The organism is Thermosulfuriphilus ammonigenes (assembly GCF_011207455.1).
Taxonomy (GTDB): domain Bacteria; phylum Desulfobacterota; class Thermodesulfobacteria; order Thermodesulfobacteriales; family ST65; genus Thermosulfuriphilus; species Thermosulfuriphilus ammonigenes.
This window is the reverse complement of the sequence record NZ_CP048877.1, coordinates 718,721-732,698: the sequence shown is the minus strand read 5'-3', so window position 1 is coordinate 732,698 and position 13,978 is coordinate 718,721. Positions and strand designations below refer to the sequence as shown.

11 protein-coding genes are annotated in these 13,978 nt (G+C 53.6%); 2 read left to right on the top strand and 9 right to left on the bottom strand.

What is annotated here, in order from left to right:
- Positions 1-12 precede the first annotated feature (12 nt).
- Genes G4V39_RS11380 through G4V39_RS03515 form a run of 7 tightly spaced genes read right to left on the bottom strand, consistent with a single transcriptional unit; the run spans position 13 to position 6,227 of the window.
- Positions 13-138 carry a hypothetical protein gene (locus G4V39_RS11380; RefSeq protein ID WP_258557616.1) on the bottom strand — a complete coding sequence of 42 codons (126 nt, stop codon included), beginning with the start codon at positions 136-138 and terminating at the stop codon, positions 13-15.
- A complete protein-coding gene (locus tag G4V39_RS03540; protein ID WP_166031624.1) occupies positions 135-710 on the bottom strand; it encodes an HD domain-containing protein in 576 nt (191 codons plus the stop codon). Before G4V39_RS03540 ends, G4V39_RS11380 begins: the two co-directional genes overlap by 4 nt.
- A complete protein-coding gene (holA, locus tag G4V39_RS03535) occupies positions 707-1,777 on the bottom strand; it encodes a DNA polymerase III subunit delta (protein ID WP_166031623.1) in 1,071 nt (356 codons plus the stop codon). The genes G4V39_RS03540 and holA overlap by 4 nt, the downstream gene beginning before the upstream one ends.
- On the bottom strand, positions 1,777-2,298 hold the full coding sequence (locus G4V39_RS03530; protein ID WP_166031622.1) for a CDP-alcohol phosphatidyltransferase family protein: 522 nt from the start codon (positions 2,296-2,298) through the stop codon (positions 1,777-1,779). Before G4V39_RS03530 ends, holA begins: the two co-directional genes overlap by 1 nt.
- Positions 2,295-3,212, bottom strand: a complete 918-nt coding sequence (miaA, locus tag G4V39_RS03525) for a tRNA (adenosine(37)-N6)-dimethylallyltransferase MiaA (protein ID WP_166031621.1) — start codon at positions 3,210-3,212, stop codon at positions 2,295-2,297. The genes G4V39_RS03530 and miaA overlap by 4 nt, the downstream gene beginning before the upstream one ends.
- Positions 3,209-4,891: a DNA mismatch repair endonuclease MutL gene (mutL, locus tag G4V39_RS03520; protein ID WP_166031620.1), complete on the bottom strand. Its 1,683-nt coding sequence runs from the start codon at positions 4,889-4,891 to the stop codon at positions 3,209-3,211. The genes miaA and mutL overlap by 4 nt, the downstream gene beginning before the upstream one ends.
- Positions 4,878-6,227 (bottom strand): M23 family metallopeptidase, encoded by a 1,350-nt coding sequence (locus G4V39_RS03515; RefSeq protein ID WP_166031619.1) that lies wholly within the window; start codon positions 6,225-6,227, stop codon positions 4,878-4,880. The genes mutL and G4V39_RS03515 overlap by 14 nt, the downstream gene beginning before the upstream one ends.
- Positions 6,228-6,328: 101 nt before the next feature.
- On the opposite strand from G4V39_RS03515, the gene G4V39_RS03510 reads away from it, so the two are divergent.
- Positions 6,329-6,850 (top strand): hypothetical protein, encoded by a 522-nt coding sequence (locus tag G4V39_RS03510; protein ID WP_166031618.1) that lies wholly within the window; start codon positions 6,329-6,331, stop codon positions 6,848-6,850.
- On the opposite strand, the gene G4V39_RS03505 is transcribed toward G4V39_RS03510, so the two are convergent.
- A complete protein-coding gene (locus G4V39_RS03505) occupies positions 6,834-9,899 on the bottom strand; it encodes an AAA family ATPase (protein WP_166031617.1) in 3,066 nt (1,021 codons plus the stop codon). The two genes, G4V39_RS03510 and G4V39_RS03505, sit on opposite strands and share 17 nt — an antisense overlap.
- A gap of 411 nt (positions 9,900-10,310) precedes the next feature.
- On the opposite strand from G4V39_RS03505, the gene G4V39_RS03500 reads away from it, so the two are divergent.
- Positions 10,311-12,902, top strand: a complete 2,592-nt coding sequence (locus tag G4V39_RS03500; protein ID WP_166031616.1) for a PhnD/SsuA/transferrin family substrate-binding protein — start codon at positions 10,311-10,313, stop codon at positions 12,900-12,902.
- Here the strand turns inward: G4V39_RS03500 and G4V39_RS03495 are convergent.
- Complete coding sequence (locus tag G4V39_RS03495; protein WP_166031615.1) at positions 12,873-13,724, bottom strand: UbiA-like polyprenyltransferase; 852 nt, start codon at positions 13,722-13,724, stop codon at positions 12,873-12,875. The genes G4V39_RS03500 and G4V39_RS03495 overlap by 30 nt on opposite strands.
- Positions 13,725-13,978 lie beyond the last annotated feature (254 nt).

Genomic DNA, 13,978 nt, shown 5'->3' with positions numbered 1-13,978 from the left:
CAGAACTCCCTTTCAGGTGTGGCAGGGGGCCACCTCACCCCAGGTCTTTCCCGTATAAATAAGGGTAATTTTTTGGGCCACTGCCGGGCTATTTAGACCGATGACCGCCAAGATGAGGAACAGAAGAAGCTTTTTCAACCTTCATCTCCCCTTTCTACGAATTTATCCAGCCACCAGCTGGCCCAATCCGTCTCACAGATGGCCTCAGCCAGGCGGCGGGCCTCCGGGGTCTTGATTCTTCGTTTGACAAATTTGATCCAGCGGGGAGCGTAGGGGTTTCCAAGGTCCTGTTGCTCCTTGAGAGAAAGGAGCATATCCAGCTGGTCGGCATCGTGGGCCAAAAGGGCCTCCCGGCTCTGGCCGGTTCGATACTCGCTAAGGAGTTCTCTGATCCGGTCTCCAAAGGGCAGATCCCGGGCCATGTCCTCTGCTGCCGCCTCCTCATCGGGCTCTTCATAGAGTTTGTTGAGGGCGTTTAGATCGCCGGTGCGGGCCTCAAGCAGGTCGTGGAGGAGACAGAGGCAGATTAACCGGCACCGGTCCACGTCTTTAGCCATTTCAGAAAGGACCATTCCGATGATAGCTGTGCCATAACTGTGGGCGGCAACGTTTTCCTCCCCACTGCCCAGGTATTGATACCCGGTGCGCGGTGTTCTCTTGAGCATGGCCGCCTCAAAAAGAAACTTGGCCAGGCGATGATAGAGGCTCATCTTATTCCTCCGGTCTTTCTGGCCCAGGTTACCACGAAATTCTCCAAGGTCAGGTATCCTAGGGAGGATCCTCCTTTCAGGGCCATATCGGTCTCGGCCAGCTGGAGATAAATCTCTATCAGGTCATCGAGTCTCTGGGGTCTGGCCCGTTCAAGTAGAAGGTAGAGGGCATAGGGATGAAGGCCTTTTAGATCAGGATATTCGGGCAGCTTTTCCTTTAACTTGGGGAAGATGGTTTTGCTGAAGATCGGATAGGAGGGTAGGGTATCCAACCCCTCTTCTTCCAGGAGACAGAGGGCCTGAAGGAGACGACGCAGATAAGTGGCCAGGGCAGCCAGAATCTTAAGGGCCGGAAGACCGCTTCCTTCAAGAAGGCGGTGAATGATTCTCAGAGCCCTCCTGAGGTCTCCGGTGGTGATGGTCTCGGCCAGTCCCAGGAGGGACTCTTCTTTTATCAGAGGAGTGAGCTCATCAACCAGGTCTTTGGAGATCTCCCTTCTGGGGCCGGCAGCCAGGGCCAGTTTTTCGATCTCCGTGGCCAGGGCAAAGAGGTCATCGCCGATCCTCTGGTAAAGGAGCTCAAGGGCTCCTGACCCCAGAGTCTTTCCCCAGGCGGAGGCCAATCTTAAGGCCTCTTCCTTAAAAAGGGGGCGTCGGTCTCTACCCTTTCCCGGGGGGCGGAGATGGATCAGAGCTCCTTTATCTCGGGCGGCCTTTTTGAGGGACTCGCCGGGGCCAGATAGAAAAAGGGCTACACAAAGACCTGGAGGAAGACCGCCGCGCACCATCCTGGCCAGCCGTTCCTGGCCCCCGGGCGAAAGAGGGGGGTCTGGACGCAGAAGCTGTCTTATCCCCAGAAGTGATCCGCTTGAGAGCTCGTGGAAAAGTTCCTCTTCGTCTTCGAGTTCCTTTAAGAGGTATCCTTGTTCATGGAGACAGCGGCTTAGTTCCTTGAGACGCAGGCGGCAAAGGGTTTCGTCTCCGGTGAAGAGATATACAGGAGCAATTCGGCCCGATCTGGCCAGCTGAAGAAGGTTGGTCCACTTTTGGTTATCAAATACGGGCATCAGTTCTCCTCAGAGAGAAGTCGGATCCCTTTATATACATAGTGAAGTCCAGAACAGATAGTAGCCGCCGCCGTAAGGTAGATGAAGTATTTTAACCCGACTCCTTCTCCATTATAGAGAGCCAGAGCCACAGTGGCTATCTGGAGGCAGGTGGTGGCCTTGCTGATGAGGGTTGGTCTGATTTCTACCTGGCTACGAAAGATAAAGATGATCACCACTCCCAGGGTAATAAGCACATCTCGGGAGATTACCAGGACTGCCAGCCAATCAGGCAGGTAAGAGATGATGGCCAGGGTGACATAAGAGGTGGAAAGGAGTAGCTTGTCGGCCAGGGGGTCAAGTACGGCCCCTAAAGTGGTCTGCTGTTTAAGGCTCCGGGCCAGAAAACCATCCAGCCCGTCGCTAACCCCGGCGGCAATAAATAAGGCCAGGGCCCCCTCCCGATAGCCCCTCAACAGGAGAATAACAAAGGCCGGAACAAGGAGGATTCTCAGAAGGGTGATCAGATTGGGAATGTTCATCGTTGGGCAAGGAACCTCCGGGTAAGCTCGATGATCTTCTCCGTCTCCTGGGGGGAGAACCAGAAGATTTCCTTGTCGGCCCGAAACCAGGTCAGTTGTCGTTTGGCGTAGCGCTTGGTTTCTTTAACCACTTCGGCCACGGTCTCCTCCAGGGTGAGTTTTCCCTCAAGATAGGCCACGACCTGACGGTAGCCGATAGCTTTAAGGGGTTTGATGTCTGGAGAGAATCCCCGGGACAGAAGGCCCTTCACCTCCTCTACAAGGCCCTGGGCGAACATTTGTCTGGTCCGTTCTTCGATCCGGGCGTAAAGGATGGGGCGGGGAAGAGTAAGGCCGATTTTCAGGGCCTGGTAGCGGGGCCGGGCAAAGCGATGCCTTTCCCAGATCCTGCTGGCCGGCTCTCCCGTGAGCTCGTAGATTTCCAGAGCCCGCAGAAGGCGGACGGTATCACCTGGCGAAATCCGGGCGGCGGCCTGAGGATCGATGCTTTGAAGTCGCCTGTAGAGGACCTCTCGGCCCCTTTCCCGAAGCTCCTCTTTTAGCCGCTCCCTTACAGGGCCAACCTTACCGCTTAAGGGGGCTAAACCATAGATAAGGGCCTTGATGTAGAGACCGGTCCCTCCAACGACTAAAGGCGTCCTATCCCGGGAGACGATCTCCGAAATGGCCTTATCGGCCAGGTGCACAAACTTGGCGGCGTCAAAGGGTTGATGAGGTTCAAGGATGTCTATCAGATGGTGGGGCACCAGAGCTCGCTCTTCGGGCGTTGGTTTGGCCGTGCCGATATCCAGGTAGCGATAGATCTGAAGGGAGTCTGCCCCTACGATCTCTCCTTTTATCTCCCGGGCCAGCTTTATGGCCGTGGCTGTTTTACCCACTCCGGTGGGGCCACAGATGACAACAACCCTGATCATTTCCGTCTGAAGAGCCTCTCCAAATCCATCTTTTTCAGGTAGGCTGAGGTTGGGCGACCGTGAGGGCAGTAGTCAGAGGGGAAACGCTCTGCCTCCTTCAAAAGCTCGGTCATTTCGGCCTCGGTCAGGTGGTCGCCGGCCTTAACTGCCGCACGACAGGCCAGAAGGGCCAGGATCTCATGAAGCAGGGAGCCCTCTGGCATCCTCCCCTGGGATAGGCGGCCAAGAATATCGCTGACCACCCGGGGAATGTCTTCCTTAAGGAACCCCCGCGGCCAGGAATAGACAGCTATCTGTCCAGGCCCATAGGGGCGGGCCTCAATGCCCAAACGCTGAAGAAACCTCCGGGCCTCCTCGGCGGCTTCGATGATCGGGGCCTGGGCCTCAAAGACGACCGGAAAGAGAAGGGGTTCTCCGGCCAGCCCCTTTTCCTTCACCGCCCGCCGGAGTTTTTCATAAAGGATGCGCTCATGAAGGGCGTGCTGATCATAGATAACCAGTCCTTCGTCTCCCTCACAGAGAATGTAGGTAGCCAGGATCTGCCCTAAAGGACGCGGTCCGGGGGAGTGATAGTTAAAGGTGCTCTCAGCCACCACGGGAGCTTCCTTGCTTGAAGCTGCGGACTCCAGGGCTCCCTCTAAGGGGATATCCTCGAGCTGGGGGGTGAAGGGCCGGGTTTCAACCGCCTTAAGGCGGCTCTTTTCTAAAAGGGCCTGACGGACAGCCTGATGAAGGAGGGAAAAGATCTGGCCTTCGGTTCGGAAGCGAACTTCCAGTTTGGCCGGATGAACATTGACGTCGATTCTTTCCGGGGGAAGGTCAAGAAAAATGGCCCCGGCAGGATAGCTTCGGCTCATAAAAAAGCCCTTTGTCGCCTCATTAAGGGCTCGGGCCAAAAGGCTACTTTTTACTGGCCTTCGAAGCACATAGAAGTAGAGACTACGTGGATCATGTCGGGCCTTCTCCGGCCGACTAAGAAACCCGAAGAGTTTCACCCCCTCTTTTTCCAGGGAAAGAGGTAAGAAGTCTTTTTTGCCAAGACCAAGAAGACGCCCCAGACGGTCGGGGAGATCCTCCCGAGGCAGGTTAAGCAGGAGGCGCCCTTGGCCTTTTAGCCTGAAGGAGACCCCCTCCCAGGCCAGAGACAGGGCCTTCACTGTCTCCAGAATCCTGGTGGTCTCCGCCCGATCGCTTTTGAGAAAGCGTCTCCGGGCCGGGAGGTTGGCGAAAAGATCGGCCACCTCGACTACGGTGCCCTGGGGACAGCCAGCCTCAACAACCTCACTCTTTTGCCCGAAGCGGACTTCAACCCGGGCTCCAAGGGGGCTTTCTGGTGGTCTGGAGGTGATGATAAGGTGGGAGACGGACCCTATAGCCGCCAGGGCCTCACCTCGAAAGCCCAGGGTCCTTATGGCCTCCAGGTCGGCCTCGCTGCCTATCTTGCTGGTGGCGTGCCGTTCCACGGCCAAGGGGAGATCCTCCGCCGGGATCCCCTGACCGTCGTCACGGACCCTGATGAGGGCCTTACCCCCCTTGTCCAGATCTATCTCTACTCTGCTGGCCCCGGCATCAAGGGCGTTTTCCACCAGTTCCTTAACCACCGAGGCCGGTCGTTCGATTACCTCGCCGGCGGCAATCTTTCGGGCTATCTCCTGGGGAAGACGTTTAATTTTCCCCATGGATTCCCTGAAGTTTGCTCTCGATGTGGACGTCTATCCAGTGAGAATCCCACCACTGGAGAGGGTCAACAAAGATCCCCTGAACCAGCATGGCGTAGTGGAGATGGTCACCTCCGGCCAGGCCGGTCATGCCAGTGTGGCCGATAATCTCCCCCTTGTTTACCTTCTGACCAGGGGAGACATTGAGACTGCTAAGGTGAGAATACATGGAAAAGAGACCCTGGCCGTGGTCGATGATGACGGTATTGCCATAGATACCCAGATAGTTGGCGAAGACCACTTTGCCGGTGTTGGCCGCCGGAACAGGGGCATGGGCTACCGAGGCTAAGTCTATCCCCAGGTGGTACTGTTCGTCTATCTTGCGGCCCCGGTAATAGTAATAGCGATGGTCAGCAAAGGTTGACCGGGTGGCCGAGCGCGGAAGCCGCAGGAAGGCCCCCTTCCAGAGTCTTTCGGCTACAGACTGGGTGCAGATCTCTCTAATCTGTCGGTTGTTTTCCGCCCGAAGCTCCCGATTTACCTTAAGGAAGACTTCAATTAGGCGGTCCGAGGAATATTGAGGATAGCGCTGAAGAAACTCCGGCATTTTACGGGTCAGAAAGCGATCGGAGATATTGATGCGATCCTTTTTGAATCTCATGGGCCGGGCCCGAAAGTTTAAGGGGATCTCACTTTCGTTGCCGGCCAGATCGCGGGCCTGAATGGCCAGGCGTCCGGGATTGCGGAGGTTGTAAGGCAGAGCGATATAACACACGTAAACACCATCTCCTGTAGGATAGCCCTTAAAGAAATGTTTTCCGAAGACGACTCCCTGGCGGCTTACCGGTTCTTCCAGCTTAAAGACCACCAGGTTGGCCCCTCCCTGACGAATATTGTGGGTGAAGGAAAGAGGGATGATTCGGGGCGGGGTTAAGTCTATTCGCACCTTCTGGCTTTTCTCAACCAGGTTGCCTTTAAGCCCACCGCTCCAGGAGCCATCCCAGGCCAGAATACTCACCTGGGCCTCTCCCTCCCTAAGCCCAAGCTTGTCGGCCAGGATCTCCAGCTCGTAGGATCTTTCCTTTACCGGGCTACCCTTTAAGGCCGAGACCGGATAGGTCTCGGCAAAAACATTCTTCTTAAGTTTGCCCTGAGTGATGAGCACCACTATCTTGCGGAGTCCGTTCTGCTCATCGCCGGCCTGGAAACTGATCTTGAACTTCTTACCGGCTACCTGGGGAATCTTAGCCGATACCTGGGGCGGAGTGCTCTCAAACTTAAAGAAAAAGATGGCCGCCGTTCCAGCGATAACTATCAAAAGCAGAATAATGAGCAGAAAACCAAAGATTCTCTTCACCTCTTTTACCCCCTAAGACTTTGGGATTTATCCTCAGGAGAGGACATAATAACAGAAAATACCAGTTTTTGACCTCTGTTACCTTGGCCGAAAAGAATGGCATGAGAAGCGCAGGTATCGTTCTCTCTCTAATATTGCTTCTACCTCTAACTACAGCCTTTAAAGTGCCGGAGATACCCCAAGTGGGGCCCTTTAAGAAGAAAGTGCCTCCCTCCGAGGCCCTTTCTGCCGCTCAGAAGAGTATTGTCGAGGCCTATGTGGCTGGCGGAGCCCGGTACAGTCGGGAGGCTTATGAACAGGCCATTTACTTTTTTGGCCGGGCTAAGGAGTTTATTGCTCGAAAAGATTATTCTCGGGCCAGGGCCTACCTGAATCGGGCCCAAAAGTGGGCCCGCAAGGCCCGAGATGAGGCCCTGAATAAAAGAAAAGAGCTCCTGGCCTCCTGTCTTAAAGAGGCCAGGCAATTGCGGGAACTTCTCTCCCGAACCGATCTTCCCTCCCGGAGACACCTGGAGCTTCTTCTCAAGATAACTGACCTTGAAGCGGCCTGTCAGCTTGAGCACTTCGATGAGGCCCAGAGCTTAGCGGAGACGCTTGCCGACAGCCTTAAACAAAGTTCTTGATAAAACGCACCCGGCTTCCGTGTTGAGGATCCTTTTCCACCCAGAAATAGGCCGGGACTATCTCTCTGAAGGCTTCAAGATGGGTGATAAGCCCCACAACACGCCCTTCGGCCAGCATTCTCTCCAGCACCTTGGCTACCTGTTGCTGGAGGTCTGCATCCAGGCTCCCGAAACCCTCATCAACGAAGAAGAAGTTTATGGGTTTGGCCCGCTGGGCCTGAATATAACCGGAAAGCCCCAGGGCCAGACTGAAAGAAACCAGAAACCTCTCTCCGCCCGAAAGAGTCTTGACTGAACGGACATTGCCCGCGGACAGGTCATGAATGGCCAGGTTGAGCTCTTCGTCTGGAGGGGCCAAGAAGAGGCGCCCGCCGGAGAGATCCTCCAGCATCTGGTTGGCTAAAGAGACTACCTGAGCCAAATAAAAGCGGGTGGCAAACTTGACTAAGGCCTTTCCCTGGATAAGCCTTTTGAGCTCGTGGGCCAGTTCGCTGGCGGCCCGGATTTCTTTTTCCTGGCGGAGAAGGTCTTTTCTCTGTTTCAGGGCCTCCCTCAATCTTCTTTCTGCTTCGGTAGTCCGTCCCACCTGCTGGTTGAGCCAGCCGATGGCCTTCTCCAGCCGTGTCTTTAGATCTTCCAATGTCGGGATCTCCTCAGGCGAGAGCCCTGGGCCTAGATCATTAATTTTACGTCTTACCTCCTCAAGGCGGGAGGCGAGACTGGTCTGCCTCTTTTCAAAACTCTGGATTTGTTCTTCAAGCTCTTTCATTACTTCGGGGGGAAGCAGGAGCTGATAGAGTTCTTCAAGGGTGGCCTTAAAACGACTTTTTAGCTCTTCAGCCTGGGTCAAGAGGGTCTTCTTTTCTTTGTATAGCTGATTTAAGTGCTCTCTGATCTCAGCTGCTTTCTTCTCCAGGCCCTGGCTGTGCTGGCGCAGTTCTGTCACCTCTTCCTTTAATTTGTTTTTTTCCCGGTTTAACTCTTCCATCTGGGTCTGAATTTTGATGATCAGCTTATCAGGGGAGACCTTTCCGGTAAGTTCCCTTATCTCTTGATTAAGCTCAGCTAGTTCTCTCTGGCGTTCTTTAAGCCTTACGGATAGTTGTTCTTTCTCCTGCCCCAGTCGAACAAGCTTCTCCTGAAGGTGTAAGGCCTCCTGCTGGACCCGCCCCAGTTGCTCAAGGACTCTTCTGGATTCCTCCCTGAGGTCGGTCTCCTGATAGTGAAGGTTGAGGAGGCGTTCCTTCTCTCGCTGAAGATCAGTCAGAGAAAAAAGAGGGGGGAGCCCGGTCTGGTTAATGATCTCCGACCTTATTTGATTGGTTCGCTCCCCAAGAAGGGTTATCTCTTCCACTAAGGCCTTGAGCCTGGTCTCATCTTGAGCCAGCCCTTCAGCCTCTTCAAGGAATCTTTTTATCTTCTTAATTCGATCCTCAAGGGCTCTCAGCCTTTGGGAGGTTTCTGTATCCTCCTTTTTTTGAGCTGGAGAAGGATGTTCTCGAGAGCCGCAGACCGGACAGGGAAACCCGGCTTTGAGGTTTTCGGCCAGCTGATTGATGATTTCTCTGGCCTGGATTTCGAGGAGAAGCCTTTCTTTTTCTTGTTGAAGACGGTCGAGAAGCCCCTTGATCTGCTGGAGAAGATTTCCCGCTTCGACAAAGGAAAGATTAAATTCTTGGGCCAGACGATGGCCTCTTTCTTCCAGGGCCTCTTTGATTTCTTTCTGGCGTTTCCTTTTCTCCCGCCAGGTCTTCTCGAGGGCCAGGGCTTCACTTAAGGGGCTGGCCTCAAGGAGCTTAAGGAGTTCTTTTTCCTTCTTGCCAAATTTAAGTTGGGCCAGCTCTAAGGAGATCTTCTTTTCTCGAGCCTCAAGACTCCAGAGGCCCTGCTGCAAACGGTGTTGCTGTTTTTTGACCTGGTCGATCTCCGCCAAGATTCCCTTCAGATGGCCATGGAGATTTTTGATCTCTTCATTGGCCTTCTGCCGCCGCTCCTCTAACTTGAGAGCTCGTTGGGCCTTTTCGGCCCGGGCGGAGAGGTTCTCTAGCTCCTCTGAGTAGCGTTTTTCAAAACTTTCATACTGCTCTTCGGCCTTTTTTAGCCTCTCCTGGGCCTTATTTAGTTGGGTCAAAAGTCGCTCTTTGGTCTTCTGCTCCCTGTCTATATCGGTGTCGATATCCCTTAAACGTTTAAGGTCTCGAGAATGGGGGGCCAGGGCCTGGGCCAGCCGGAGTTTTGTCTTTAGCTCTTTGATTTTAGGGGCCTCTCTGGTCAGGGTCTTAAGCTCAAATTCCAGCCTTTGTTCCTGCTCGAGCCACTCCTTTAGCTCTTTTAGTCTGGAGAGTCTCTGGGATATCTTTTTGAGTTTTCGGTCGAGATGCTCTCTTCCCCAGGCCAGGGCCTTAATTCGGCGGTTCAGTTTGGTCAGGGCCTCCGGGGTGGCCCACCTGAGGGCCTCAAGCTGCCCTTTAAGGCCCTCCAGCTCTCTCAGGTGTCGCTGACATTCCTCCCTTACCCGTTCATAAAGGGGCTCTCCCAGTCTTTCCAGGTTCAGTATGCGGCCCAGCATGCGGGCCCTTTCTTCAGGGCGGAGAAAGAGAAAGCGGTCGAACTTACCCTGGGGGAGGATGACCATGCGGATGAAGTCTTCAAAGGCTATCCCCAGGACGCTATCCAGTTTTCGGCTGACTTCTTGATCCTTTTCGGCAATCTCCTGTAAGCGGTCTTCTTGCTTTCCCCAAAGAAGGACCCGGGAGCGTCCCTCCCGGGGGATGGTCCGGGAGACCTTGAAGACTTTGCCGGCGACCTCGAAGGTCAGGCTTACTGACAGCTCCCGGCAGTGGGGATTGATGGCCTCTTTAAGGGATCGCCCCAGACGGTCGGTGCGGCCAAACAGGGCCAAAGTGATGGCGTCAAGGATAGTGGACTTCCCCCCACCGGTGTGGCCAAAGATCCCAAAAATCTGAGCCTCGATGGCCGGGCTGAAGTCTATCTTTACCGGTTCCCGGTAACTGTGAAGACCAGAGATGGTTAACTCAAGAGGTTTCATTCTGGATGCGGAAGTTTGCCGTCTCTACGCCCTTTGATTTTTTTTGACCACTGGGCCGATAACCAGATGGTACCTGAGGGTAGATGAGGCTGGAAGTCCGATCTTTCATTGTTGGCCTTAAAGCTCTCTGTCCGGAACCTTCTTCCCAAATCGGCTTGGGAATAGTTGCTAATCAGAATTTTTTATTTTACGGCCTGCCTTCCGAAGCAGCAAGGTCGGGCGACTTCCTGGATCAACCCTATGGTTTTGACTCTGAGAAGTTGTTATTTTTTTTCTCTTTTTTTCTCTGCCGATCTTAAAATATAAGAAGCTAGAATAGTTATGAAGAAAATTATTAAATTAATTCTTTGTTTAGGTGCTGTCTTTCTTTGTATCTCCTCTTCGTCGGCCCAAACCCTAAGAGTTGGTGTTTTGGCCAAAAGAGGAGAACTTAAGGCCCTGGAGAGGTGGGCCCCCATGGTGGCCTATCTCAACCAAACTCTGCCTCAGTATCGCTTCATCTTGGTGCCCCTGAACTTTTATGCCCTGAGAGAGGCTGTTCAAAACAATGAGTTGGACTTCATTCTGGCCAATCCGGCCATGTATGTAGAGTTTGAATCCCTAAACGGGGCCAGCCGGATCGCAACCCTTAAAAACAGTCGTCACGGTGGAGCCTACACCCTCTTTGGAGGGGTGATTTTCTGTCGGGCTGATCGTCTCGACATCAGAGATCTTTCTGACTTACGGGGAAAGAGTTTTGCCGCGGTCAATCCCTACTCTTTCGGTGGCTGGCAAATGGCCTGGCGTGAGCTTAAAGAAAGGGGGATTTCTCCTCAAAGAGACTTCCAAAAGGTGGTCTTCTTGGAGACCCATGACGAGGTTGTCTATGCGGTCCTTGAAGGGGCCGTAGATGCCGGTACGGTGAGAACCGATACCCTGGAGACCATGGCCCAGGAGGGAAAGATAGATCTTAAAACCTTTCGGATCCTGTCCCCCAAAAAACACCCCGGTTTCCCCTTTAGGGTTAGCACTCGCCTTTATCCTGAATGGCCTTTTGCCAAGGCCTCAAAGACCCCCGACGATCTGGCCGAACAGGTGGCCATTGCCCTGATGAAGATGTCTCCAGAGTCTCCCGCCGCCAAGGCCGCCGGGATTGCCGGCTGGACCATCCCCAAGAATTATCAGCCCGTTCATGAGTGCCTCAAAGAGCTCCGGATCGGTCCATATCAATCCCTGGGCCGTTTCACCCTTAAAGAGGCCGTGCGTAAATACTGGTATTGGGTGGTGCTGCTTCTGCTGTTTGCCGTGGTGAACAGCGCCATTGCTGTCTACGTGGGCAATCTTAATCGCCGACTAAGAGAGGCCAAAAGGCAGGTGGAACTGGCTCGCAACCATCTGGAAGAAAAGGTCCGGGAGAGAACGGCCCATTTGGAAGTCCTCAACCAAAAGCTCCTTCAGGAAATTCAGGAAAGAGAACGGGCCGAGGCCGAACTTTCGGCCGAAAAGGAGCGCCTGGCGGTAACTATGACCTCTATTGGTGAAGCTGTCTTGTCCACGGATGAGACCGGGCTGGTAAGGATGATGAATCGAGCAGCCGAGGAAATAACCGGCTGGGAAGAAAAAGAGGCCCTGGGGCGTCCATTAAGGGAGATTTTTCGCCTTAAGGAGGATAATCATAGCTGCCTTGATCCGGTGGGAGTCTGTCTTCGAGAAAAAAGACTGGTGGAGATAAAAGAAGGGTTTCTGCTTAGAAAAGACGGCTCGGAACGGCTCATTGAAGGCACTTGCTCCCCTATCCACGAGAGAAAGAGCCTTATTGTGGGGGCAGTAATGGTCTTCCGGGACATCACGGAGAAGAAAAAGCTTGAGGAGGAAATGCTTAAGTCCAGTAAGCTTGAGTCTCTGGCTGTTCTGGCCGGAGGTATCGCCCATGATTTCAACAACATTCTCACCGCCGTCTTGGGGAACATTTCCCTGGCCAAATTCCGGGCCGGAGAAAAAAGCTCTCTTTATTCTCTGCTTGATCAGGCCGAGAGGGCCTCATTGAGGGCAAAAGCCCTGGCCCAGAGACTGCTGGCCTTCACTAAAGAAGACTCCCCGGTTAAAAAGATAGTCTCTCTGGCAGATCTGATTACCGAGACTACCACTTTTGCCCTGAGGGGTTCCCGGGTAGTTCCCCGCTTCAAGTTTCCCAAACAGCTTTGGCCGGCAGAGGTGGATGAGGATCAGATGGGCATTGTCATCAACAACTTGGTTATAAACGCTGTGGAGGCCATGCCTGACGGAGGTGTTCTCGAGATTTCGGCCGAAAATGTTCACATTACCCCTGAAGCAGGTCTTCCCCTTTCTCCGGGGCGTTACGTCAAGGTCTCCATCAGGGATGAAGGGGTGGGCATTCCGGAGGATATTCTTCCTCGGATTTTTGATCCTTTCTTTACCAGCAAACCTGGTGGCAGTGGCCTGGGGCTGGCTACTTGTTTTTCCGTAATAAGGCGCCACGGCGGCCATATTACCGTGGAGTCAGAGCCAGGAGAGGGGACAGTCTTTTATCTCTTTCTTCCGGCCAGTGGAGGCCAGGTTCTAAATGCCCCGGAAGAGAGTCGTCTGATCTCCCCTGAGATAAGGGCCCGGGTGCTGGTTATGGATGATGAAGATTTGGTAAGGGAGACTCTGGGGGAGATGCTCAGACTGCTTGGCTGTGAGGTGGCCTTTGCCCGGGAAGGACGGGAGGCCCTTGAACTTTACGCCCAAGCCAGGGACCGTGATCAGGGCTTTGACCTGGTGATTATGGATCTAACCATTCCTGGAGGTATGGGGGGAAAGGAGGCCGTTGCCAAACTTCTCCAGATAGATCCAAAGGCCAAGGTGGTTGTATCCAGCGGCTACTCCAGTGACCCTATTATGAATGATTATCAGCGCTACGGCTTCCAGGCCATTCTTAACAAACCCTACCGCCTGAATGAACTGACGGAGGTCCTCAAGGAGCTCCTGATCTCAAAAGATGAGGGAAAAAACAGTAGCTAAAAACATTACCACGCTGATAGCCCCGTTGAAGGTAAAGAAGGAAAGGTCCATTTTTGAGAGATCATCCGGTGATATGACTACCCTCTGGGCAATAAAAAGCCCCAGGGTGACAGTCAATCCGAGATAATATATCCAGCCCAGCGAAAGCAACAGCCCCACCAGAACAAAGAGGCCAAAGGCCAGAGAGTGGAATAAGGCAGAGATGGCAAAGGCTCTCCGACGGCCAAAACGGGCCGGAATGGAATAAAGCCCCACCTTTCGGTCAAACTCTTCATCAAGGCAGGCATAAAGAATGTCAAAACCAGCCACCCAGAACATCACCCCCAGAGAAAGGATGGCGGGCTCCCAGGAGAAGGCTCCGGTGACGGCTATCCAACCGGCAAGAGGAGACAGACCGATGGCCAGCCCCAGAAAGACGTGGCAAAGCCAGGTAAACCGCTTGGTGTAGGAATAGGCCAGGAGAATAGCCAGGGCAAGGGGTGAAAGCTTTAGGGTCAAGGAGTTAAGGCGCCAGGCACAGAAGAAGAAAAGGGCTGAGGCGATAAGGATCATGGCCCAGGTTTCACCCGGTCTGACTTCTCCGGTTACCAGAGGACGGTTTTGAGTCCGGGGATTGGCGGCATCAAAGGATAAATCTACCAGGCGATTAAAGGCCATAGCCGCAGTCCTGGCCCCTACCATAGCCCCCAGGATAAGGAGAGAAGTCCTGGCTTCGGGGATGCCGCGTGCGGCCAGCACGGCTCCCATGAAGGCAAAGGGAAGGGCAAAGATGGTGTGTTCAAATTTGATCATTTCAAGAAGAGTTCGAATCTTCCGCCACATGGAAGTACCCCTTAAAAAGGAGTCTTTTCCTTAAAGGCTAACACTGGATGGTGGTTTTGCCAAAGTCCAGAATCAAAAGATATCATTTCTGAATCTTATTTAGGGAGGAGAGGGGACTCTGCCAAAAAAAGAATGTATCAGTTACCGCTCAAGTAGCCGTATTCGCTTGTTGTTTAAGGTTAAAGGGAAAAATTCCATTGCAAGAAAGCCTGGAGTGTTTTTCCCCAAATAGCTTAAACCCTTGGCTCAGACTT

Excerpts from the sequence above, each read along its gene's own strand:
- G4V39_RS03540 (WP_166031624.1), bottom strand. The coding sequence starts at position 710 with ATGAGCCTCTATCATCGCCTGGCCAAGTTTCTTTTTGAGGCGGCCATG.
- holA (WP_166031623.1), bottom strand. The coding sequence starts at position 1,777 with ATGCCCGTATTTGATAACCAAAAGTGGACCAACCTTCTTCAGCTGGCC.
- G4V39_RS03530 (WP_166031622.1), bottom strand. The coding sequence starts at position 2,298 with ATGAACATTCCCAATCTGATCACCCTTCTGAGAATCCTCCTTGTTCCG.
- miaA (WP_166031621.1), bottom strand. The coding sequence starts at position 3,212 with ATGATCAGGGTTGTTGTCATCTGTGGCCCCACCGGAGTGGGTAAAACA.
- mutL (WP_166031620.1), bottom strand. The coding sequence starts at position 4,891 with ATGGGGAAAATTAAACGTCTTCCCCAGGAGATAGCCCGAAAGATTGCC.
- G4V39_RS03510 (WP_166031618.1), top strand. The coding sequence starts at position 6,329 with ATGAGAAGCGCAGGTATCGTTCTCTCTCTAATATTGCTTCTACCTCTA.
- G4V39_RS03505 (WP_166031617.1), bottom strand. The coding sequence starts at position 9,899 with ATGAAACCTCTTGAGTTAACCATCTCTGGTCTTCACAGTTACCGGGAA.
- G4V39_RS03495 (WP_166031615.1), bottom strand. The coding sequence starts at position 13,724 with ATGTGGCGGAAGATTCGAACTCTTCTTGAAATGATCAAATTTGAACAC.